Source organism: Pseudomonas sp. 8209, from assembly GCF_028682105.1.
Classification (GTDB): Bacteria; Pseudomonadota; Gammaproteobacteria; order Pseudomonadales; family Pseudomonadaceae; genus Aquipseudomonas; species Aquipseudomonas palmensis.
This window is the reverse complement of record NZ_JANIAH010000008.1, coordinates 281,026-303,655: the sequence shown is the minus strand read 5'-3', so window position 1 is coordinate 303,655 and position 22,630 is coordinate 281,026. Positions and strand designations below refer to the sequence as shown.

20 protein-coding genes and 4 tRNA genes are annotated in these 22,630 nt (G+C 57.2%); all 24 read left to right on the top strand.

Annotation, left to right across the window (positions count from 1 at the left end; all coding sequences use genetic code 11):
• Positions 1 to 106: 106 nt before the first annotated feature.
• A complete protein-coding gene (gene birA / locus NP552_RS19430; protein ID WP_043861944.1) occupies positions 107 to 1,066 on the top strand; it encodes a bifunctional biotin--[acetyl-CoA-carboxylase] ligase/biotin operon repressor BirA in 960 nt (319 codons plus the stop codon).
• Positions 1,056 to 1,802, top strand: a complete 747-nt coding sequence (locus tag NP552_RS19425) for a pantothenate kinase (protein WP_043861943.1) — start codon at positions 1,056 to 1,058, stop codon at positions 1,800 to 1,802. The genes birA and NP552_RS19425 overlap by 11 nt, the downstream gene beginning before the upstream one ends.
• A 7-nt stretch (positions 1,803 to 1,809) precedes the next feature.
• Positions 1,810 to 2,232 (top strand): hypothetical protein, encoded by a 423-nt coding sequence (locus NP552_RS19420; RefSeq protein WP_043861942.1) that lies wholly within the window; start codon positions 1,810 to 1,812, stop codon positions 2,230 to 2,232.
• Positions 2,233 to 2,375: 143 nt separating this feature from the next.
• A tRNA-Tyr gene (locus NP552_RS19415) sits at positions 2,376 to 2,460 on the top strand.
• Between the two features lie 23 nt (positions 2,461 to 2,483).
• A tRNA-Gly gene (locus tag NP552_RS19410) sits at positions 2,484 to 2,557 on the top strand.
• 26 nt (positions 2,558 to 2,583) lie between these two features.
• Positions 2,584 to 2,659, top strand: a tRNA-Thr gene (locus tag NP552_RS19405).
• Positions 2,660 to 2,744: 85 nt separating this feature from the next.
• On the top strand, positions 2,745 to 3,938 hold the full coding sequence (gene tuf, locus NP552_RS19400) for an elongation factor Tu (RefSeq protein WP_100634181.1): 1,194 nt from the start codon (positions 2,745 to 2,747) through the stop codon (positions 3,936 to 3,938).
• Between the two features lie 53 nt (positions 3,939 to 3,991).
• Positions 3,992 to 4,067: transfer RNA gene (locus NP552_RS19395), tRNA-Trp, on the top strand.
• A 45-nt stretch (positions 4,068 to 4,112) separates the two neighbouring features.
• Positions 4,113 to 4,481 carry a preprotein translocase subunit SecE gene (gene secE, locus NP552_RS19390; protein WP_043861940.1) on the top strand — a complete coding sequence of 123 codons (369 nt, stop codon included), beginning with the start codon at positions 4,113 to 4,115 and terminating at the stop codon, positions 4,479 to 4,481.
• 9 nt (positions 4,482 to 4,490) lie between these two features.
• The gene (gene nusG / locus NP552_RS19385) at positions 4,491 to 5,024 is read left to right on the top strand and encodes a transcription termination/antitermination protein NusG (protein ID WP_043861939.1); all 534 of its coding nucleotides are present in this window, start codon (positions 4,491 to 4,493) and stop codon (positions 5,022 to 5,024) included.
• 119 nt (positions 5,025 to 5,143) lie between these two features.
• Positions 5,144 to 5,575, top strand: a complete 432-nt coding sequence (rplK, locus tag NP552_RS19380) for a 50S ribosomal protein L11 (RefSeq protein WP_028944937.1) — start codon at positions 5,144 to 5,146, stop codon at positions 5,573 to 5,575.
• Complete coding sequence (gene rplA, locus NP552_RS19375) at positions 5,575 to 6,270, top strand: 50S ribosomal protein L1 (protein ID WP_043861938.1); 696 nt, start codon at positions 5,575 to 5,577, stop codon at positions 6,268 to 6,270. Before rplK ends, rplA begins: the two co-directional genes overlap by 1 nt.
• Before the next feature lie 200 nt (positions 6,271 to 6,470).
• Positions 6,471 to 6,971: a 50S ribosomal protein L10 gene (gene rplJ / locus NP552_RS19370; RefSeq protein ID WP_043861937.1), complete on the top strand. Its 501-nt coding sequence runs from the start codon at positions 6,471 to 6,473 to the stop codon at positions 6,969 to 6,971.
• A 78-nt stretch (positions 6,972 to 7,049) separates the two neighbouring features.
• Positions 7,050 to 7,415 carry a 50S ribosomal protein L7/L12 gene (gene rplL / locus NP552_RS19365; RefSeq protein WP_043861936.1) on the top strand — a complete coding sequence of 122 codons (366 nt, stop codon included), beginning with the start codon at positions 7,050 to 7,052 and terminating at the stop codon, positions 7,413 to 7,415.
• 219 nt (positions 7,416 to 7,634) lie between these two features.
• A complete protein-coding gene (gene rpoB, locus NP552_RS19360) occupies positions 7,635 to 11,708 on the top strand; it encodes a DNA-directed RNA polymerase subunit beta (protein WP_043861935.1) in 4,074 nt (1,357 codons plus the stop codon).
• Between the two features lie 64 nt (positions 11,709 to 11,772).
• A complete protein-coding gene (gene rpoC, locus NP552_RS19355) occupies positions 11,773 to 15,972 on the top strand; it encodes a DNA-directed RNA polymerase subunit beta' (protein ID WP_054916698.1) in 4,200 nt (1,399 codons plus the stop codon).
• Between the two features lie 203 nt (positions 15,973 to 16,175).
• On the top strand, positions 16,176 to 16,547 hold the full coding sequence (rpsL, locus tag NP552_RS19350) for a 30S ribosomal protein S12 (RefSeq protein ID WP_003186084.1): 372 nt from the start codon (positions 16,176 to 16,178) through the stop codon (positions 16,545 to 16,547).
• Between the two features lie 120 nt (positions 16,548 to 16,667).
• The gene (gene rpsG, locus NP552_RS19345; RefSeq protein WP_008089143.1) at positions 16,668 to 17,138 is read left to right on the top strand and encodes a 30S ribosomal protein S7; all 471 of its coding nucleotides are present in this window, start codon (positions 16,668 to 16,670) and stop codon (positions 17,136 to 17,138) included.
• A 30-nt stretch (positions 17,139 to 17,168) separates the two neighbouring features.
• Positions 17,169 to 19,316, top strand: a complete 2,148-nt coding sequence (gene fusA / locus NP552_RS19340; protein ID WP_043861933.1) for an elongation factor G — start codon at positions 17,169 to 17,171, stop codon at positions 19,314 to 19,316.
• A gap of 30 nt (positions 19,317 to 19,346) precedes the next feature.
• Positions 19,347 to 20,540: an elongation factor Tu gene (gene tuf / locus NP552_RS19335; protein ID WP_043861932.1), complete on the top strand. Its 1,194-nt coding sequence runs from the start codon at positions 19,347 to 19,349 to the stop codon at positions 20,538 to 20,540.
• A gap of 143 nt (positions 20,541 to 20,683) precedes the next feature.
• Positions 20,684 to 20,995 carry a 30S ribosomal protein S10 gene (rpsJ, locus tag NP552_RS19330; protein ID WP_003186070.1) on the top strand — a complete coding sequence of 104 codons (312 nt, stop codon included), beginning with the start codon at positions 20,684 to 20,686 and terminating at the stop codon, positions 20,993 to 20,995.
• 81 nt (positions 20,996 to 21,076) lie between these two features.
• Entirely contained in the window at positions 21,077 to 21,712 is a 636-nt protein-coding gene (gene rplC, locus NP552_RS19325) for a 50S ribosomal protein L3 (protein ID WP_043861931.1), read from the top strand.
• Between the two features lie 12 nt (positions 21,713 to 21,724).
• Positions 21,725 to 22,327, top strand: a complete 603-nt coding sequence (gene rplD / locus NP552_RS19320; RefSeq protein WP_010220305.1) for a 50S ribosomal protein L4 — start codon at positions 21,725 to 21,727, stop codon at positions 22,325 to 22,327.
• A complete protein-coding gene (gene rplW, locus NP552_RS19315; RefSeq protein WP_009397515.1) occupies positions 22,324 to 22,623 on the top strand; it encodes a 50S ribosomal protein L23 in 300 nt (99 codons plus the stop codon). Before rplD ends, rplW begins: the two co-directional genes overlap by 4 nt.
• Positions 22,624 to 22,630: the final 7 nt, after the last annotated feature.

The following is a 22,630-nucleotide window of genomic DNA, read 5'->3' as shown; positions in this document are numbered from 1 at the left end:
AGCTGCGATCACGCAGCTATTTCTCCGTAAGGACGCGTCCTACAACAGGTATGCAATCCTTCAGCGCATAGCTATCATGCGTGCCTCATTGTGAGTCGAGATTGGCATGCTGAAGTTGTTGAAACTCCTCAAGGATGGTCGATTCCATTCCGGCGAGGCCTTGGGTGCTGCCCTGGGCATCAGCCGCAGCGCCGTGTGGAAGCAATTGCAGCATCTCGAGGCTGAATTGAGTCTGCCGGTGTACAAGGTGCGAGGGCGGGGCTACAGGCTGGCTGCGCCTTTGTCGCTGTTGGACGTCAGCGCCATCGAGAGTGCCGGTACAGGCCGGCTCTGGCCAATGCACATCCATGAAGAGATTGACTCGACAAATGCCGAAGCGTTGCGCGCGATCAGTGCCGGTCGCCAGGCACCCTTTCTGGTTCTGGCTGAGCATCAGAGCGCAGGGCGCGGTCGCCGTGGCAGAAACTGGTCAAGCCCCTTTGCGCAGAATCTCTATTACAGCCTGGTGCTGCGTATCGACGGTGGCATGCGGCAACTGGAAGGCCTGAGCCTTGTGGTGGGTTTGGCGGTCATGCGTACCCTTCAGTCCGTCGGAGTGAATGCTGCGGGCTTGAAGTGGCCAAATGATGTGCTGGCCAACGGTCGCAAGATCGCAGGTATTCTTCTTGAGCTTGTGGGGGATCCCGCTGATGTCTGTCATGTGGTGCTGGGTATTGGTGTGAACGTGAATATGCAGACCAACAGCGAGGTCGATCAGGCATGGACATCCGTCCGGCTCGAAACAGGGCAGCAGGTTGATCGCAACCAGCTGGTTGCGCTGCTCAATGAGAATCTGCAGGTTTACCTGGAGCGACATCGTCAGTCGGGTTTTACCGACTTGCAGGCGGAGTGGGAGCAAGGGCACCTGTGGCAGGGGTGTGCAGTATCGTTGATAGCCGGCGTCACCAGGGTCGACGGCGTTGTGCTCGGTATCGATCGTCAGGGCGCGCTGCGTCTTCAGGTCGAAGGTGTTGAGAAGAGCTTTAGTGGTGGTGAGCTCAGTTTGAGGTTACGCGATGATTCTTGAGCTCGATTGCGGTAACAGTTTTATCAAGTGGCGGGTTATCCGCACCGACGCATCGGTTGTTGGCGGCGGCATCGTCGATACCAACCAGGCGCTGATCGAGGCTGTTGAGGCGCTTGCGGGCGATACCCCGGCCCGTTGCCGCCTGGTCAGTGTGCGTACAGAAGAAGAGACCGATCATCTTGGTGATGCCCTGGTGAAGGCGTTCGGGCTGTCGATAGTGCGCGCGCGCTCGGCAACTGCATTGGCCGGGGTTACCAATGGCTATGACGATTACGAGCGTCTTGGGCTCGATCGGTGGCTGGCTTTGCTTGGCGGGTACCATCTGGCCAGGAGGGCATGCGTGGTCATTGATCTGGGGACCGCTGTCACATCGGATTTCGTATCGGCGCAGGGGGAACACCTGGGAGGTTTCATCTGCCCTGGGATGCCATTGATGCGCAATCAATTGCGTACCCATACCCGGCGTATCCGCTATGACGACGAGTCCGCCGAGCGTGCATTGTCGAGTCTGCAGCCTGGGCGCTCTACCGTCGAGGCGGTAGAGCGCGGCTGTACGCTCATGCTGCATGGATTTGTGTTGACTCAGCTCGAGCAGGCGCGCTCATTGTGGGGTGAGGATTTTACCCTGTTCATTACCGGTGGCGACGCAGGCCTGTTGCACCAGGTGGTACCGCAAGCCCGAATCGTTCCCGACCTGGTGTTCGTAGGCCTGGCGATGGCCTGTCCGCTGGAGTGAGGTGTGTATGCGCTGGTTGTTTCTGTTATTGCTGGTCCTCAATGTCGTCTACTACGTCTGGCACCAGCAGGAGGCACCGTTGAGGGCGAAAGAGGTGACATCGCTGTCGCTCTACAAGGGAAGTCAGCAGGGTATTCGTCTACTCAGCGAGTCTCGCGAGGCGCCATCGCAGAAGGACGATGAGTGTCTCTACCTTGGGGCATTGGCTAGCCCCGAGCTACTGAATAGCCTTCGTCAGCGTCTGATCAGCCTGGATATCCGGGCGCGCAAGGTAGTGGGGAGGCTGCCCGACAGTCAGGGGTGGTGGCTGCAGATAGCGCCTGAAAGCCGTCGCTTGCTGGACGCAACGGTGCTCGCCGGACTTTCCCATGATTTCAAAGACTTAAAAGATAAAATAATGTTGTGCGAAGGCGTTGCAACTATCGAATAGTTTGCATAGAATGGCGCCCGCTCCACAGCGATGACCACTAGGTGGTAACGCAGTGAAGCAGTTGTCAAAGTAGCTAACCTCAAGATTTTAATGAGAAAAAGCTTGACAGCAGGACGGCAAGAGTAGAAAATGCCGGCCACATTGGAGGGGTTCCCGAGCGGCCAAAGGGATCAGACTGTAAATCTGACGTCTACGACTTCGAAGGTTCGAATCCTTCTCCCTCCACCAGTTTAGCGAGAGCTGCAAGCTCCGCGGGTATAGTTTAGTGGTAGAACCTCAGCCTTCCAAGCTGATGATGCGGGTTCGATTCCCGCTACCCGCTCCAGGTTTGCTGTTGTTGCACAGTGTTACGCTCTTGTAGCTCAGTTGGTAGAGCACACCCTTGGTAAGGGTGAGGTCAGCGGTTCAAATCCGCTCAAGAGCTCCATATGACAAGGCAGATATGAAAATATCTGCCTTTGTTTTAATGGTCGGTTTGATCTGCTTATTACTTCTACCGGGGGACAGTCTCGATGGCTAAGGAAAAGTTCGAACGTAACAAGCCGCACGTGAACGTCGGCACCATTGGTCACGTTGACCATGGTAAGACGACGTTGACTGCCGCGCTGACTCGCGTTTGCTCCGAGGTTTTCGGTTCTGCCAAGGTTGACTTCGACAAGATCGACAGCGCCCCGGAAGAAAAAGCACGTGGCATCACCATCAATACTGCGCACGTCGAGTATGACTCGAACATTCGTCACTATGCGCACGTTGACTGCCCGGGTCACGCCGACTATGTAAAAAACATGATTACCGGTGCTGCTCAGATGGATGGCGCTATCCTGGTTTGCTCGGCCGCTGATGGTCCGATGCCGCAAACCCGTGAGCACATCCTGCTGTCCCGTCAGGTTGGCGTTCCGTACATCGTGGTCTTCCTGAACAAGGCTGACCTGGTAGACGACGCTGAGCTGCTGGAGCTGGTCGAGATGGAAGTTCGCGACCTGCTGTCCACCTATGATTTCCCAGGCGACGATACCCCGATCATCATTGGTTCGGCTCGTATGGCGCTGGAAGGCAAAGACGATAACGAAATGGGCACCACCGCTGTCAAGCGTCTGGTCGAAACCCTGGATAGCTACATTCCAGAGCCTGAGCGCGCTATCGACAAGCCGTTCCTGATGCCAATCGAAGACGTATTCTCGATCTCGGGTCGTGGTACCGTTGTTACCGGTCGTATCGAGCGTGGCATCGTCCGCGTTCAAGACGCCCTGGAAATCGTTGGTCTGCGTGACACCACCACCACCACCTGCACCGGTGTTGAGATGTTCCGCAAGCTGCTGGACGAAGGTCGTGCTGGCGAGAACTGCGGCGTGCTGCTGCGCGGCACCAAGCGTGACGACGTTGAGCGTGGCCAGGTTCTGGTTAAGCCGGGTTCGGTCAAACCGCACACCAAGTTCACCGCAGAAGTCTATGTTCTGAGCAAGGAAGAAGGCGGCCGTCACACTCCGTTCTTCAAAGGCTACCGTCCACAGTTCTACTTCCGTACTACTGACGTGACTGGTAACTGCGAGCTGCCAGAAGGCGTTGAAATGGTAATGCCAGGTGACAACATCCAGATGACTGTCACTCTGATCAAGACCATCGCGATGGAAGACGGTCTGCGCTTCGCTATCCGTGAGGGCGGTCGTACCGTCGGTGCGGGTGTAGTAGCAAAGGTTATTGAATAAGTAGTTGATTTCTCTCGATCAGGCCGGCATAATGGTCGGCCTGATAAGCTTTTAGGTCAGTAGCTCAATTGGCAGAGCGACGGTCTCCAAAACCGTAGGTTGGGGGTTCGATTCCCTCCTGACCTGCCAGATTCACCTTGTGTGTCTGGCTTTCTTTTCACAGGATCCTTCTAGATGACTCCCAAGTCTGAAGCCCAAGACTCTCGTTTTGATCTGCTCAAGTGGCTGGCTGTTGTCGCTTTGGTGGTGGTAGGCGTGGTCGGAAATCAATATTACTCCGCTTCGCCGATTCTGTATCGCGTTATTGCACTCCTCGCTCTTGCTGCTGTTGCTGGCTTTGTTGCCTTGCAGACTGCAAAGGGTAGGTCGTTCTTTGCGCTGGCAAAGGAAGCTCGCACCGAGATTCGTAAAGTCGTATGGCCAACCCGCCAAGAGACCATGCAGACCACCCTTATTGTGGTGGCTGTTGTCCTGGTCATGGCGCTGCTGTTGTGGGGGCTCGATTCCCTGCTCGGCTGGTTGATTTCCTTGATTGTTGGCTAAGGGTGTCCTGTGGCTAAGCGTTGGTATGTTGTACATGCTTACTCGGGTTACGAGAAGCATGTGATGCGCTCGCTCATCGAGCGCGTAAAGCTGGCTGGCATGGAAGATGGCTTCGGCGAGATTCTGGTCCCCACTGAAGAAGTGGTTGAAATGCGCAATGGCCAGAAGCGCAAAAGCGAGCGTAAGTTCTTCCCGGGCTACGTGCTGGTTCAGATGGACATGAACGAAGGGACTTGGCACTTGGTCAAGGACACCCCTCGTGTCATGGGCTTCATTGGTGGTACCGCAGACAAGCCTGCACCCATCACCGATAAAGAAGCCGAGGCCATTCTGCGTCGCGTTGCCGATGGCAGCGACAAGCCGAAGCCGAAAACGCTGTTCGAGCCAGGTGAAGTGGTTCGTGTTGTAGACGGTCCGTTTGCTGATTTCAACGGCACGGTCGAAGAGGTTAACTACGAGAAGAGCCGGCTCCAGGTAGCGGTGCTCATCTTCGGTCGCTCTACTCCGGTGGAGCTTGAGTTCAGCCAGGTCGAAAAGGTCTAGCAGAACGACGCATCCCATACCCCGCAGCCCTATGTGCTGCGGGGTTTTGTCGTCACTGGGATAAAACGCAAGTAATCCGGGGAGCCTTCTGGCGCTTGTACCCGATATTGGAGTAGCTCATGGCTAAGAAGATTCAGGCTTACATCAAGCTGCAAGTAAAGGCCGGCCAGGCCAACCCAAGTCCACCCGTCGGCCCAGCACTGGGTCAACACGGTGTGAACATCATGGAATTCTGCAAGGCCTTCAACGCCCGTACCCAGGGTCAAGAAGCCGGCCTGCCGACTCCTGTGATCATCACTGTATACAGTGACCGTAGCTTCACTTTCGAAACCAAAAGCACCCCTGCTTCGGTTCTGCTGAAGAAAGCAGCTGGCCTGACCAGCGGTTCTGCGCGTCCGAACACCGTCAAAGTTGGTACTGTGACCCGTGCTCAGCTGGAAGAGATCGCAAAAACCAAAAATGCTGATCTGACCGCTGCTGACATGGAAGCGGCCGTGCGTACCATCGCCGGTTCCGCTCGCAGCATGGGCCTCAACGTGGAGGGTGTGTAATGGCTAAGCTGACCAAGCGCCAAAAGGCTATCGCTTCGAAAATCGAAGCGGGCAAAGTCTACAACTTCGAAGAAGCAGCAGTGCTGCTGGCCGAACTGTCTACCGTGAAGTTCAGCGAGTCCTTCGACGTAGCCGTTAACCTGGGCGTTGACCCACGTAAATCCGACCAGGTCGTTCGTAGCGCTACCGTGCTGCCACACGGCACTGGCAAGACCGTACGTGTTGCCGTGTTCACCCAGGGTCCAGCTGCCGAGGCCGCTCTGGCTGCCGGCGCTGACCGTGTAGGCATGGACGATCTGGCTGCCGAAATGAAAGGCGGCGACCTGAACTATGACGTCGTTATTGCCTCCCCGGACGCAATGCGTGTTGTAGGTCAGCTGGGTCAGGTTCTGGGTCCTCGCGGCCTGATGCCTAACCCTAAAGTTGGCACCGTAACTCCAGACGTAGCCACCGCGGTCAAAAACGCCAAGGCTGGTCAGGTTCGCTACCGTACCGACAAAAACGGCATCATCCACACTTCCGTTGGCAAGATCGGCTTTGAAGCCGTCAAGCTGAAGGAAAACGTTGAAGCCCTGATCGCTGATCTGAAGCGTATCAAGCCAGCTTCCTCGAAAGGTATCTACGTCAAGCGCGTTACCCTGAGCACCACCATGGGCCCAGGTCTGGTAATCGATCAAGGTTCCCTGAACGCGTAAGACCGCGATGGGCGCGAGCAATTGCGCCCGTCAGCAAAAATTGGGGTCCCTGCCTGGCGGGGGCTATCCAAGACCGTAGGCGGCGCAAGCCTTAAACCTCAAGCCTACGCAGATGGTGCCCCTGATTCCTTACCGAGTCAGACACCAAAACGACATTCGGCTTCGGCTGGATGAAACGGTAACAAGCAGGAGTTTTACCCGTGGCAATTAAACTCGAAGACAAGAAGGCCATCGTCGCTGAAGTCAACGAGGCTGCCAAAGTCGCTCTGTCCGCTGTCGTGGCTGATGCCCGTGGTGTGACTGTAGGCGCAATGACCGGACTCCGTAAAGAGGCTCGTGAAGCTGGCGTTTACGTACGTGTTGTACGTAACACCCTGCTCAAGCGCGCTGTTGCCGACACTGAATTCAGTGTCCTCAACGACGTGTTCACCGGCCCTACCCTGATCGCGTTCTCCAACGAACACCCGGGCGCTGCTGCTCGTCTGTTCGCTGAGTTCGCCAAGGGTCAGAGCAAGTTCGAGATCAAGGCAGCTGCGTTCGACGGCAAGTTCCTTGCCGCAAACCAGATCGACGTGTTGGCTTCCCTGCCGACCCGCGACGAGGCCATTGCGAAGCTGATGAGCGTGATCCAAGGCGCGACCAGCAAGCTGGCTCGTACTCTGGCAGCCGTTCGCGACCAGAAAGAAGCTGCTGCTGCCTAAGGCACCGCAAGCCCTTTCGAAATCATACGTTTAATTTGATGGCTGCGTAGGCTGTCACCCCAATACAGGATTTAAGTCATGTCTCTGACTAACGAGCAAATCATCGAAGCAATCGGCCAGAAAACCGTTCTGGAAGTTGTTGAGCTGATCAAAGCAATGGAAGAAACCTTCGGCGTTACCGCTGCTGTTGCCGCTGCTGGCCCAGCTGCTGCCGCTGCCGTTGTTGAAGAACAAACCGAGTTCAACGTTGTTCTGGTTGCCGCTGGCGACAAGAAAGTAAACGTGATCAAGGCTGTTCGTGAACTGACCGGCCTGGGCCTGAAAGAAGCCAAGGAAAAGGTTGATACCGCTCCTCAAGTCGTTGCTGAAGGCGTTTCGAAAGAAGCCGCTGACAAAGCCAAGGCTGACCTGGAAGCAGCAGGCGCTACCGTCGAACTGAAGTAATTTCGACTGTGCGTCTCCAGCCCGAGCGACAAGCGAAAGGCTGATGGCTGGTGGCTTTTGCCACCGGCCTTTTTCCGTTATTGGCAGCCGATCAGGTCGGCGCCGATGACGAGCGGTAACCACCGATGACGGTGGCGCAAACCATGGGGTTTGCACGATTTTCTGGCTGCTCCCGTCGGGAGAAGCCAAACAAGCAGGTGACCAAGCTGGGGAACGCTGATGGCTTACTCATACACTGAGAAAAAACGTATCCGCAAGGACTTTAGCAAGTTGCCGGACGTCATGGATGTGCCTTACCTCCTGGCCATCCAGCTGGATTCGTATCGTGAATTCTTGCAGGCGGGAGCGACTAAAGATCAGTTCCGCGACGTGGGCCTGCATGCGGCCTTCAAATCGGTTTTCCCGATCATCAGCTACTCCGGCAATGCTGCCCTGGAGTACGTTGGCTATCGTCTGGGCGAACCGGCCTTTGATGTCAAAGAATGCGTACTGCGCGGGGTAACCTACGCGGTACCGCTGCGCGTGAAAGTCCGCCTGATCATTTTCGACAAAGAATCGTCGAACAAAGCGATCAAGGACATCAAAGAGCAAGAAGTCTACATGGGTGAAATCCCCCTGATGACTGAAAACGGTACCTTCGTAATCAACGGTACCGAGCGTGTTATCGTTTCCCAGCTGCACCGCTCGCCAGGCGTGTTCTTCGACCACGACCGTGGCAAGACGCACAGCTCGGGCAAGCTGCTGTACTCGGCGCGGATCATTCCTTACCGCGGCTCGTGGCTGGACTTCGAATTCGATCCGAAAGACTGTGTATTCGTCCGTATCGACCGTCGTCGCAAGCTGCCGGCTTCCGTACTGCTGCGCGCGCTGGGCTACACCACCGAAGAAGTGCTGAACGCGTTCTACACCACCAACGTATTCCACGTGGCGGGCGAAAAGCTCAGCCTGGAACTGGTGCCACAACGCCTGCGTGGTGAAATCGCGGTCATGGACATCCATGACGACAGCGGCAAGGTGATTGTCGAGCAGGGTCGTCGTATTACCGCTCGCCACATCAACCAGCTGGAAAAGGCTGGTGTCAAATCCCTGGACGTGCCGCTGGAATACGTTCTGGGCCGCACCACCGCCAAGGCGATCGTGCACCCGGCTACCGGTGAAATCCTGGCCGAATGCAACACCGAGCTGACCACCGAAGCACTGGTGAAGATCGCCAAGGCTCAGGTCGTTCGCATCGAGACCCTGTACACCAACGACATCGACTGCGGTCCGTTCATCTCGGATACCCTGAAGATCGACTCCACCAGCAACCAACTGGAAGCGCTGGTCGAGATCTATCGCATGATGCGTCCTGGCGAGCCGCCAACCAAGGATGCCGCAGAGACCCTGTTCAACAACCTGTTCTTCAGCGCCGAGCGTTACGACCTGTCGGCTGTTGGTCGCATGAAGTTCAACCGTCGTATCGGTCGTACCGAGATCGAAGGTTCGGGCGTGCTGAGCAAGGAAGATATCGTCGAGGTCCTCAAGACCCTGGTCGACATCCGTAACGGCAAAGGCATCGTCGACGACATCGACCACCTGGGTAACCGTCGCGTGCGCTGTGTCGGCGAAATGGCCGAGAACCAGTTCCGCGTTGGCCTGGTGCGTGTAGAGCGCGCGGTCAAAGAACGTCTGTCCATGGCTGAAAGCGAAGGCCTGATGCCGCAAGACCTGATCAACGCCAAGCCGGTAGCGGCGGCGGTGAAGGAGTTCTTCGGTTCGAGCCAGCTGTCCCAGTTCATGGACCAGAACAACCCGCTGTCCGAGATCACCCACAAGCGTCGTGTCTCGGCACTCGGCCCTGGTGGTCTGACCCGTGAGCGCGCAGGCTTCGAAGTCCGTGACGTACACCCGACCCACTACGGCCGCGTGTGCCCGATCGAGACCCCTGAAGGTCCGAACATCGGTCTGATCAACTCCCTGGCGGCCTATGCCCGCACCAACCAGTACGGCTTCCTCGAGAGCCCGTACCGCGTGGTGAAAGAGGGTGTGGTTACCGACGACATCGTGTTCCTGTCGGCGATCGAAGAAGCTGATCACGTCATCGCACAGGCTTCGGCCACGATGGATGCGAAGAAGCAACTGATCGACGAACTGGTAGCGGTCCGTCACCTGAACGAATTCACCGTCAAGGCGCCGGAAGACGTCACCCTGATGGACGTTTCGCCAAAGCAGGTAGTTTCTGTTGCCGCATCGTTGATTCCGTTCCTCGAGCACGACGACGCCAACCGTGCGTTGATGGGTTCGAACATGCAGCGTCAGGCTGTACCGACTCTGCGCGCCGACAAACCGCTGGTAGGTACCGGCATGGAGCGCAACGTTGCGCGTGACTCCGGCGTTTGCGTCGTGGCTCGTCGTGGCGGTGTGATCGATTCCGTCGACGCCAGCCGTATCGTGGTGCGTGTTGCAGATGACGAAGTTGAAACCGGCGAAGCTGGTGTCGATATCTACAACCTGACCAAGTACACCCGCTCGAACCAGAACACCTGCATCAACCAGCGTCCGCTGGTGAGCAAGGGTGATGTGGTTCAGCGTAGCGACATCATGGCCGACGGCCCGTCCACCGACATGGGTGAGCTGGCTCTGGGTCAGAACATGCGCATCGCGTTCATGGCGTGGAACGGCTTCAACTTCGAAGACTCCATCTGCCTGTCCGAGCGTGTGGTTCAGGAAGACCGCTTCACCACGATCCACATCCAGGAACTGACCTGTGTGGCCCGTGACACCAAGCTTGGTCCAGAGGAAATCACCGCGGACATCCCGAACGTGGGTGAGGCTGCGCTGAACAAGCTGGACGAAGCCGGTATCGTCTACGTGGGTGCTGAAGTCGGCGCTGGCGACATTCTGGTCGGCAAAGTCACGCCAAAAGGCGAGACCCAGCTGACGCCAGAAGAAAAACTGCTGCGTGCGATCTTCGGCGAGAAGGCCAGCGACGTCAAAGACACCTCCCTGCGTGTGCCGACCGGCACCAAGGGTACTGTCATCGACGTACAGGTCTTCACTCGCGATGGCGTCGAGCGCGACAGCCGTGCGCTGTCCATCGAGAAGATGCAGCTGGACGAGATCCGCAAGGACCTGAACGAAGAGTTCCGCATCGTTGAAGGCGCAACCTTCGAACGTCTGCGCAGCGCCCTGAACGGTCAGGTCGTCGAAGGTGGTGCCGGCCTGAAGAAAGGTTCGGTCATCTCCAACGAAGTGCTGGACGGTCTGGAGCACGGCCAGTGGTTCAAACTGCGCATGGCCGAAGACGCGCTGAACGAGCAACTCGAGAAGGCCCAGGCCTACATCGTTGATCGTCGCCGTCTGCTGGACGACAAGTTCGAAGACAAGAAGCGCAAGCTGCAGCAGGGCGATGACCTGGCACCGGGCGTACTGAAGATCGTCAAGGTCTACCTGGCAATCCGTCGTCGCATCCAGCCGGGCGACAAGATGGCCGGTCGTCACGGTAACAAGGGTGTGGTCTCCGTGATCATGCCGGTCGAAGACATGCCGCACGACGCCAACGGTACGCCGGTGGACGTGGTACTCAACCCGTTGGGTGTACCTTCGCGTATGAACGTCGGTCAGATCCTCGAAACCCACCTGGGCCTGGCGGCCAAGGGCCTGGGCGAGAAGATCAACCGCATGCTCGAAGAGCAGCGCAAGGTCATCGAGCTGCGCAAGTTCCTCACCGAGATCTACAACGAGATCGGTGGTCGTCAGGAAAGCCTGGAAGACTTCTCCGACCAGGAAATCCTCGACCTGGCGAAGAACCTCAAAGGCGGTGTGCCAATGGCCACTCCAGTCTTCGACGGTGCCAAGGAAAGCGAAATCAAGGCCATGCTGAAACTGGCAGACATGCCGGAAAGCGGTCAGATGCAGCTGTTCGACGGTCGTACCGGCAACAAGTTCGAGCGTCCAGTGACCGTTGGTTACATGTACATGCTCAAGCTGAACCACTTGGTGGACGACAAGATGCACGCGCGTTCCACTGGTTCTTACAGCCTGGTTACCCAGCAGCCGCTGGGTGGTAAGGCGCAGTTCGGTGGTCAGCGTTTCGGGGAGATGGAAGTGTGGGCGCTGGAAGCATACGGCGCGGCATACACCCTGCAAGAAATGCTCACAGTGAAGTCGGACGATGTGAACGGTCGGACCAAGATGTACAAGAACATCGTGGACGGCGATCACCGTATGGAGCCGGGCATGCCCGAGTCCTTCAACGTGTTGATCAAAGAGATTCGTTCGCTCGGTATCGATATCGATCTGGAAACCGAATAACACGTGACGCGAATCGGGAGCGCGGCTGAAAAGCCCGCTCCCTGCTCCGCCAGGAGGAAAGGCCTTGAAAGACCTACTGAATTTGCTGAAAAACCAGGGTCAAGTCGAAGAGTTCGACGCCATCCGTATCGGATTGGCCTCGCCTGAGATGATCCGTTCGTGGTCGTTCGGTGAAGTAAAAAAGCCGGAAACCATCAACTACCGTACGTTCAAGCCTGAGCGTGACGGCCTGTTCTGCGCCAAGATCTTTGGCCCAGTCAAGGACTACGAGTGCCTGTGCGGCAAGTACAAGCGCCTGAAGCACCGTGGCGTGATCTGCGAGAAGTGCGGTGTTGAAGTCGCGCTGGCAAAAGTTCGTCGTGAGCGCATGGCGCACATCGAGCTGGCCTCGCCTGTTGCCCACATCTGGTTCCTGAAGTCGCTGCCGTCGCGTATCGGCCTGCTGATGGACATGACCCTGCGTGATATCGAGCGCGTTCTCTATTTCGAGAGCTATGTCGTTATCGACCCGGGCATGACCACCCTGGAAAAAGGTCAGCTGCTGAACGACGAGCAGTACTTCGAAGCGCTGGAAGAGTTCGGCGATGACTTCGACGCCCGCATGGGTGCCGAGGCCGTCCGCGAACTGCTGCACGCTATCGACCTGGAGCACGAGATTGGCCGCCTGCGCGAAGAGATTCCGCAGACCAACTCGGAAACCAAGATCAAGAAGCTGTCCAAGCGACTGAAGCTGATGGAGGCCTTCCAGGGCTCGGGCAACCTGCCTGAGTGGATGGTCCTGACCGTTCTGCCGGTTCTGCCGCCAGACCTGCGTCCACTGGTTCCGCTGGATGGCGGTCGTTTCGCGACCTCCGACCTGAACGACCTGTACCGTCGGGTGATCAACCGTAACAACCGTCTGAAGCGCCTGCTCGATTTGTCTGCGCCTGACATCATCGTGCGCAACGAAAAGCGCATGCTGCAGGAAGCGGTCGACGCACTGCTCGACAACGGCCGTCGCGGCCGCGCCATCACCGGCTCGAACAAGCGTCCTCTGAAATCCCTGGCCGACATGATCAAGGGTAAGCAAGGTCGTTTCCGTCAGAACCTGCTCGGTAAGCGCGTTGACTACTCGGGTCGTTCGGTAATTACCGTAGGTCCGACCCTGCGTCTGCACCAGTGCGGTCTGCCGAAGAAAATGGCCCTCGAGCTGTTCAAGCCGTTCATTTTCGGCAAGCTGGAAATGCGTGGTCTGGCGACCACCATCAAGGCTGCCAAGAAGATGGTCGAGCGCGAGTTGCCAGAGGTGTGGGACGTTCTTGCCGAAGTGATTCGCGAACACCCCGTACTGCTCAACCGTGCACCGACCCTTCACCGTCTGGGTATCCAGGCGTTCGAGCCGGTACTGATCGAAGGCAAGGCCATCCAGCTGCACCCGCTGGTCTGTGCCGCGTACAACGCCGACTTCGACGGTGACCAGATGGCCGTGCACGTGCCGCTGACGCTGGAAGCCCAGCTCGAAGCGCGCGCGCTGATGATGTCGACCAACAACATCCTGTCGCCAGCCAACGGTGAGCCGATCATCGTTCCTTCGCAGGACGTTGTACTGGGTCTGTACTACATGACCCGCGAAGCCATCAATGCCAAGGGCGAAGGTCGCGTATTCGCCGACCTGCAGGAAGTCGACCGCGTATTCCGCGCCGGCGAAGCGGCCCTGCACGCCAAGATCAAGGTTCGTATCAACGAAACCGTGAACGATCGTGATGGCGGCAGCGTTAAGAACACCCGCATCGTCGACACCACTGTCGGCCGTGCACTGCTGTTCCAGGTTGTACCGCCAGGTCTGTCGTACGACGTGGTCAACCAGCCGATGAAGAAAAAGGCGATCTCCAAGCTGATCAACCAGTGCTACCGCGTGGTTGGTCTGAAAGAGACCGTCATCTTCGCTGACCAGCTGATGTACACCGGTTTTGCCTACTCGACCATCTCCGGCGTTTCCATCGGTGTTAACGACTTCGTTATCCCGGATGAAAAAGCCCGCATCATCGGTGCTGCCACCGACGAAGTGAAAGAGATCGAGAGCCAGTACGCCTCCGGCCTGGTAACCCAGGGCGAGAAGTACAACAAGGTCATCGACCTGTGGTCCAAGGCGAACGACGAAGTGTCCAAGGCGATGATGGCCAACCTCTCGAAAGAGAAGGTCATCGACCGCGAAGGCAACGAAGTCGAGCAGGAGTCCTTCAACTCGATGTACATGATGGCTGACTCCGGTGCCCGGGGTTCGGCAGCTCAGATTCGTCAGTTGGCCGGTATGCGTGGTCTGATGGCCAAGCCGGACGGCTCGATCATCGAGACGCCGATCACCGCGAACTTCCGCGAAGGTCTGAGCGTACTGCAGTACTTCATCTCGACTCACGGTGCGCGTAAGGGTCTTGCGGATACCGCGTTGAAAACCGCGAACTCCGGTTACCTGACCCGTCGTCTGGTAGACGTGGCGCAGGATCTGGTGGTTACCGAGATCGACTGTGGCACCGAGCAGGGTCTGGTCATGACCCCGCACATCGAAGGCGGCGACGTTGTAGAGCCGCTGGGTGAGCGCGTACTGGGTCGTGTAATCGCCCGTGACGTGTTCAAGCCTGGCACCGACGACGTCATCGTTCCGGCCGGTACCCTGGTCGACGAGAAGTGGGTCGAGTTCATCGAGCTGAACAGCATCGACGAAGTGATCGTGCGTTCGCCGATCAGCTGCGAAACCCGCTACGGCATCTGCGCCAAGTGCTACGGTCGCGACCTGGCTCGCGGTCACCAGGTGAACATCGGTGAAGCTGTCGGCGTTATCGCTGCACAGTCGATCGGTGAGCCGGGTACCCAGCTGACCATGCGTACGTTCCACATCGGTGGTGCTGCAAGCCGTACCTCGGCTGCCGACAGCGTCCAGGTGAAGAACGGCGGTATGGTTCGTCTGCACAACCTCAAGCAGGTTGAGCGTGCCGACGGCAACCTGGTTGCCGTATCGCGTTCCGGCGAGTTGGCGATTGCCGACGAGTTCGGTCGTGAGCGCGAGCGTTACAAGCTGCCTTACGGCGCCGTGATTTCGGTGAAGGAAGGCGACAAGGTCGACGCTGGCGCCATCGTCGCCAAGTGGGACCCGCACACCCACCCGATCGTTACCGAAATGAAAGGTACCGTGACCTTCGTGGGCATGGAAGAAGGCATCACGATCAAGCGTCAGACCGACGAATTGACCGGCCTGACCAACATCGAGGTTCTGGACGTCAAAGACCGTCCGGCTGCAGGCAAGGAAATCCGTCCTGCAATCAAGATGGTCGACGCCAGCGGCAAGGATCTGCTGTTGCCAGGTACCGACGTACCGGCTCAGTACTTCCTGCCAGCCAACGCCCTGGTCGGTGTGGCTGACGGTGCACAGATCGGTGTTGGTGACGTTATCGCGCGTATCCCGCAAGAAACGTCCAAGACCCGTGACATCACCGGTGGTCTGCCGCGCGTTGCCGACCTGTTCGAAGCGCGCCGTCCGAAAGAAGCCTCGATTCTGGCTGAAGTCAGCGGTACCATCGCCTTCGGTAAAGAGACCAAGGGCAAGCGCCGTCTGGTCATCACTCCGAACGATGGCAGCGATCCGTACGAAGAGCTGATTCCGAAGTGGCGTCACCTGAACGTCTTCGAAGGCGAACAAGTGAACCGCGGCGAAGTCATCTCGGACGGTCCTAGCGATCCGCACGACATCCTGCGTCTGCTGGGTGTTAGCGCGCTGGCCAAGTACATCGTCAACGAGATCCAGGACGTTTACCGTCTGCAAGGCGTGAAGATCAACGACAAGCACATCGAGACCATCCTGCGTCAGATGCTGCGTAAGGTCGAGATTGCCGAGTCGGGTGACTCCAGCTTCATCAAGGGCGACCAGATGGAGCTGACCCAGGTACTGGTAGAGAACGAGCGCCTTGGCGCGGAAGACAAATTTGTCTCCAAGTTCACTCGTGTACTGCTGGGTATCACCAAGGCCTCGCTGTCCACCGAATCGTTCATCTCGGCGGCTTCCTTCCAGGAAACCACCCGCGTACTGACCGAAGCGGCGGTAACCGGCAAGCGCGACTACCTGCGCGGCCTGAAAGAAAACGTGGTCGTGGGTCGTCTGATCCCGGCCGGTACCGGTCTGGCCTACCACAGCGAGCGCAAGCGTCGCCGTGATGCCGACAAGCCGTTGCGTGTTAGCGCCAGTGAAGTGGAAGCTGCACTGACCGAAGCGCTGAACTCCAGCGGCAACTAAAGCGTAGGGCCCTGGCGGCCCTCACCCGATCTTCGCGACATAATCTGTTGCGAAGGGGAGGGTGGGGGATGTCGGGGCCTTGCCTTGACGAGGGGCAAGATCCTCTTTAGACTCTTGTACCCCTAAATTTGGTGGGACTTCGTCCTGCCATTTTGCTTTTCTTGCAAGACAATAGCGTCGCAAGACAACAGTGGAGCTAGTAGATGGCAACTATCAACCAGCTGGTACGTCAGCCGCGTAAGCGTATCGTCGAGAAATCCGACGTTCCTGCGCTGCAGAACTGCCCGCAACGTCGTGGCGTGTGCACCCGTGTGTACACCACCACGCCGAAAAAACCTAACTCGGCACTGCGTAAAGTATGCCGTGTGCGTCTGACCAACGGTTTCGAGGTTTCCTCGTACATCGGTGGTGAAGGCCACAACCTGCAAGAGCACAGCGTGGTACTGATCCGCGGCGGTCGTGTAAAAGACTTGCCAGGTGTTCGTTACCACACCGTTCGCGGCTCCCTGGATACCTCCGGCGTCAAAGGTCGTAACCAAGGTCGTTCGAAGTACGGTACCAAGCGTCCGAAGTAATCGGCCGTTTGCAGCAATTTGCAGTTATCAATTTTATTGAGTCGATAAGAGTAAGGTCGGGCACGCAACCTCTGGGTTCCCTGTCCCGAGCTAACCTGAAGACCGTTTGAGGGCTTATCAATGCCAAGACGTCGTGTAGCAGCCAAGCGTGAGATTCTGGACGATCCAAAATACGGATCGCAGATTCTCGCCAAGTTCATGAACCACGTGATGGAAAGCGGCAAGAAGGCCGTTGCCGAGCGTATCGTTTACGGTGCGCTGGACAAGGTCAAAGAACGCAAGAACAGCGATCCCCTGGAAATCTTCGAGAAAGCTCTCGACGCCATCGCTCCGCTGGTCGAAGTGAAGTCGCGCCGTGTTGGCGGTGCTACTTACCAGGTTCCGGTCGAAGTTCGTCCGTCCCGTCGTAACGCCCTGGCAATGCGCTGGTTGGTAGACTACGCGCGCAAGCGCGGCGAGAAGTCTATGGCCCTGCGCCTGGCCGGCGAATTGCTGGATGCTGCTGAAGGCAAAGGTGCTGCAGTCAAGAAGCGTGAAGACGTACACCGTATGGCCGAAGCCAACAAAGCGTTCTCGCACTACCGCTTCTAATTCAGGCATCACTATTTTTGCGAGGGCTCTATGGCTCGTACTACACCAATCAACCGCTACCGTAACATTGGTATTTGCGCGCACGTTGACGCGGGCAAGACCACTACTACCGAGCGGATCCTGTTCTACACAGGCCTGAGCCACAAACTGGGCGAGGTGCATGATGGCGCCGCGACCACCGACTGGATGGTGCAGGAGCAGGAGCGGGGTATCACCATTACCTCCGCTGCTGTCACTACCTTCTGGAAAGGCTCCAAGGGTCAGTATGACAACTACCGCGTAAACGTCATCGATACCCCCGGCCACGTTGACTTCACCATTGAAGTTGAGCGTTCGCTGCGTGTACTCGACGGCGCTGTCGTTGTGTTCTGCGGTACCTCCGGCGTTGAGCCACAGTCCGAAACCGTATGGCGTCAAGCCAACAAGTACGGCGTTCCACGTGTTGTATACGTGAACAAGATGGACCGTGCCGGTGCCAACTTCCTGCGCGTCGTAGGTCAGATCAAGAACCGTCTGGGTCACACCCCGGTTCCTGTTCAGCTGGCCATCGGTTCGGAAGAGAACTTCCAGGGTCAGGTCGATCTGATCAAGATGAAGGCTATCTACTGGAACGAAGACGACAAAGGCACCACCTATCGCGAGGAAGAAATTCCTGCCGATATGCTGGAGCTGGCTCAAGAGTGGCGCTCCAACATGGTTGAAGCGGCTGCCGAGTCCAGCGAAGAGCTGATGAACAAGTACCTGGAAGGCGAAGAGCTGACCGTCGAAGAAATCAAGGCCGGTCTGCGCGCGCGTACCCTGGCCAGCGAGATCGTTCCGGCTGTCTGTGGTTCGTCGTTCAAGAACAAGGGCGTTCCCCTGGTTCTCGACGCCGTTATCGACTTCCTGCCTGCTCCTACCGAGATTCCTGCGATCAAGGGTATCCACCCTGACCTGATCGAGAAGCCAAAGGAAGAGCTGGTCGACGCCGACTACGACGAGCGTCATGCCGACGACAACGAGCCGTTCTCGGCTCTGGCGTTCAAGATTGCCACCGACCCGTTCGTTGGTACTCTGACTTTTGTCCGTGTTTACTCGGGTATGCTGCAGTCCGGCGACTCCGTGATCAACTCGGTCAAGGGCAAGAAAGAGCGCGTTGGTCGTATGGTGCAGATGCACGCCAACCAGCGTGAAGAAATCAAGGAAGTACTGGCCGGCGACATCGCTGCTCTGATCGGCATGAAGGACGTCACCACTGGTGACACCCTGTGCAACGCCGACAAGCCGATCATCCTCGAGCGTATGGACTTCCCTGAGCCTGTGATTTCGGTAGCTGTCGAGCCGAAAACCAAGCAGGACCAGGAAAAGATGGGTATCGCACTGGGCAAGCTGGCTCAGGAAGACCCGTCGTTCCGCGTCAAGACCGACGAAGAAACCGGCCAGACCATCATCTCGGGTATGGGCGAGCTTCACCTGGACATCCTCGTTGACCGCATGAAGCGCGAATTCAACGTCGAAGCCAACATCGGTAAGCCGCAGGTTTCCTATCGCGAGCAGATCACCAAAGACAACGTCGAAATCGAAGGCAAGTTCGTTCGTCAGTCCGGTGGTCGCGGTCAGTTCGGTCACTGCTGGATCCGCTTCTCGCAGCCAGACGTGGACGCACACGGCAACATCACCGAAGGCCTGGTTTTCACCAACGAGGTTGTGGGTGGTGTGGTTCCGAAGGAATACATCCCGGCGATCCAGAAGGGTATCGAAGAGCAGATGAAGAACGGCATCGTTGCCGGCTATCCGCTGATCGGCCTGAAGGCAACCGTGTTTGATGGTTCCTACCACGACGTCGACTCTAACGAGATGGCGTTCAAGGTGGCGGCCTCCATGGCGACCAAGCAACTCGCAGCCAAAGGCGGCGGTAAGGTGCTTGAGCCGATCATGAAGGTAGAAGTTGTGACCCCTGAGGACTACATGGGTGACGTGATGGGTGACCTGAACCGTCGTCGTGGTCTGATCCAGGGTATGGAAGATTCGGTGTCCGGCAAGGTTGTCCGTGCTGAAGTTCCGCTCGGAGAGATGTTCGGTTATGCGACCGACGTTCGTTCCATGTCCCAGGGTCGCGCGAGCTACTCCATGGAATTCTCCAAATACGCTGAGGCTCCGTCGAACATCGTCGAAGCGCTCGTTAAAAAACAAGGCTGATTCAGTCCTTTAGGCTAGGAGTTAATTGTCGTGGCTAAAGAAAAATTTGATCGTTCCCTTCCGCACGTCAACGTTGGCACCATCGGTCACGTTGACCACGGTAAAACCACTCTGACCGCAGCTCTGACTCGCGTCTGCTCCGAAGTTTTCGGTTCCGCAGTCGTTGAATTCGACAAGATCGACAGCGCTCCAGAAGAGAAAGCTCGCGGTATCACCATCAACACCGCTCACGTTGAGTACAACTCGACCATTCGTCACTACGCTCACGTCGACTGCCCAGGTCACGCTGACTACGTGAAGAACATGATCACCGGTGCTGCCCAGATGGACGGCGCGATCCTGGTTTGCTCGGCCGCCGATGGTCCGATGCCACAAACCCGTGAGCACATCCTGCTGTCCCGTCAGGTTGGCGTTCCGTACATCGTGGTCTTCCTGAACAAGGCTGACCTGGTAGACGACGCTGAGCTGCTGGAACTGGTCGAGATGGAAGTTCGCGACCTGCTGTCCACCTACGACTTCCCAGGCGACGATACCCCGATCATCATCGGTTCGGCTCGTATGGCGCTGGAAGGCAAAGACGACAACGAAATGGGCACCACCGCTGTCAAGAAGCTGGTTGAGACTCTGGATACCTACATCCCAGAGCCTGAGCGCGCTATCGACAAGCCGTTCCTGATGCCAATCGAAGACGTATTCTCGATCTCGGGTCGTGGTACCGTTGTTACCGGTCGTATCGAGCGTGGCATCGTCCGCGTTCAAGACGCCCTGGAAATCGTTGGTCTGCGTGACACCACCACCACCACCTGCACCGGTGTTGAGATGTTCCGCAAGCTGCTGGACGAAGGTCGTGCTGGCGAGAACTGCGGCGTGCTGCTGCGCGGCACCAAGCGTGACGACGTTGAGCGTGGCCAGGTTCTGGTCAAGCCAGGTTCGGTCAAGCCGCACACCAAGTTCACCGCAGAAGTCTATGTTCTGAGCAAGGAAGAAGGCGGCCGTCACACTCCGTTCTTCAAAGGCTACCGTCCACAGTTCTACTTCCGTACTACTGACGTGACTGGTAACTGCGAGCTGCCAGAAGGCGTTGAAATGGTAATGCCAGGTGACAACATCCAGATGACTGTCACTCTGATCAAGACCATCGCGATGGAAGACGGTCTGCGCTTCGCTATCCGTGAAGGCGGTCGTACCGTCGGCGCCGGCGTCGTAGCCAAAATCATCGAGTAATCGTTGATCGTTTAGAAAGGCCCCCGCTTTTGCGGGGGCTTTTTTATTGGGTTGACACTCAGTGGGGGTGTCTATAGAATCACGCCTCCTTTTAACGGGCGTAGTGCGCCCGGTGGGAATAGCAGCCTGGAGTCTGAAATCCAATGCAAAATCAGCAAATCCGTATCAGGTTGAAGGCTTTTGACCATCGCCTGATCGACCAATCCACCCAGGAAATCGTGGAAACCGCGAAACGTACTGGTGCTCAAGTGCGTGGTCCAATTCCACTGCCTACCCGTAAAGAGCGGTTCACCGTTCTGGTCTCCCCGCACGTCAACAAAGACGCGCGTGACCAGTACGAGATCCGTACTCATAAGCGCGTACTGGACATCGTCCAGCCAACGGATAAAACCGTTGATGCTCTTATGAAGCTCGATCTTGCGGCAGGCGTGGAAGTGCAGATCAGCCTCGGCTAAGACTCGGGTCTTAGTCGTGTAACGCTCTGAAATGGGCGGCCATAGCGGGTGAAAGCCCCGTACACTCATGAGGTTTACAACATGACTATTGGTGTAGTCGGTCGTAAATGCGGTATGACCCGTATTTTCACCGAAGAAGGTGTCTCCATTCCGGTCACGGTCATTGAGATCGAGCCGAATCGCGTCACCCAGTTCAAAACCGAAGAAACTGATGGCTATCGCGCAGTGCAAGTCACTGTTGGCGAGCGTCGCGCTTCGCGTGTGACTGCTGCTCAAGCAGGTCACTTCGCTAAAGCGAACGTTGCCGCTGGTCGCGGTGTCTGGGAATTCCGTCTTGAAGAAGGCGAGTACCAGGCTGGCGACTTGATCAATGCAGAAATCTTCGCTGCTGGCCAAATGGTAGACGTTACCGGTCAGTCGAAAGGTAAAGGCTTTGCCGGTACCATCAAGCGTTGGAATTTCCGCGGTCAAGACAATACCCACGGTAACTCCGTTTCCCACCGCGTCCCGGGCTCTATCGGCCAGTGCCAGACTCCTGGTCGTGTATTCAAGGGCAAAAAAATGTCCGGTCACATGGGCGCCGAGCGCGTGACCGTTCAGTCCCTCGAAGTAGTGCGCGTCGACGCTGAACGCAATCTGTTGCTGGTCAAGGGTGCCGTTCCTGGCGCTACTGGCGGCAATCTGGTTGTGCGTCCGGCTGCCAAGGCTCGCGGTTAAGGGGAAGCTGACATGCAACTAAATGTAAATGACGCTCAAGCGATCGAAGTTTCCGAACTGACTTTCGGCGGCGAATTCAACGAGACGCTGGTACACCAAGCAGTCGTGGCCTACATGGCCGGCGGCCGTCAGGGCACCAAGCAGCAGAAAACCCGTTCCGACGTTGCTGGTGGCGGCAAGCGCCCATGGCGTCAGAAAGGCACTGGCCGCGCTCGTGCCGGTACTATCCGTAGCCCAATCTGGCGTGGCGGCGGTACCACTTTCGCAGCTCGTCCTCAAGACCACTCGCAGAAGCTCAACAAGAAGATGTACCGCGCAGCAATGCGTTCCATCCTCGCCGAGCTGGTGCGTACCGACCGTCTGGTCGTGGTTCAGGACTTCGCTGTTGAAGCACCGAAAACCAAAGACCTGCTGAACAAACTGAACGGCATGGGTCTGAGCGACGTACTGATCGTTTCTGATGCTGTTGATCAGAATCTGTACCTGGCTGCTCGCAACCTGCCGCACGTCGACGTACGTGACGTACAGGGTTCCGATCCGGTCAGTCTGATCGCATACGACAAGGTGTTGATCACCGTGTCGGCCGTGAAGAAATTCGAGGAGCTGCTGGGATGAACCAGGAACGCGTATTTAAAGTTCTACTTGGCCCGCACGTTTCCGAGAAGGCCACGGTTCTGGCTGACAAGAAAGGCCAGTTCGTTTTCAAGGTTGCTACCGACGCAACCAAGCTGGAAATCAAGAAGGCCGTCGAAAGCCTGTTCAGCGTGAAAGTGGAAAGCGTGACTACCCTGAACGTTCTGGGTAAGACCAAGCGTACCGCTCGCGGTCTGGGCAAGCGTAATGACTGGAAGAAGGCGATCATCTCCCTTCAACCCGGCCAAGATCTCGATTTCAGCAGCAGTGCTGAGTAAGGAAGGG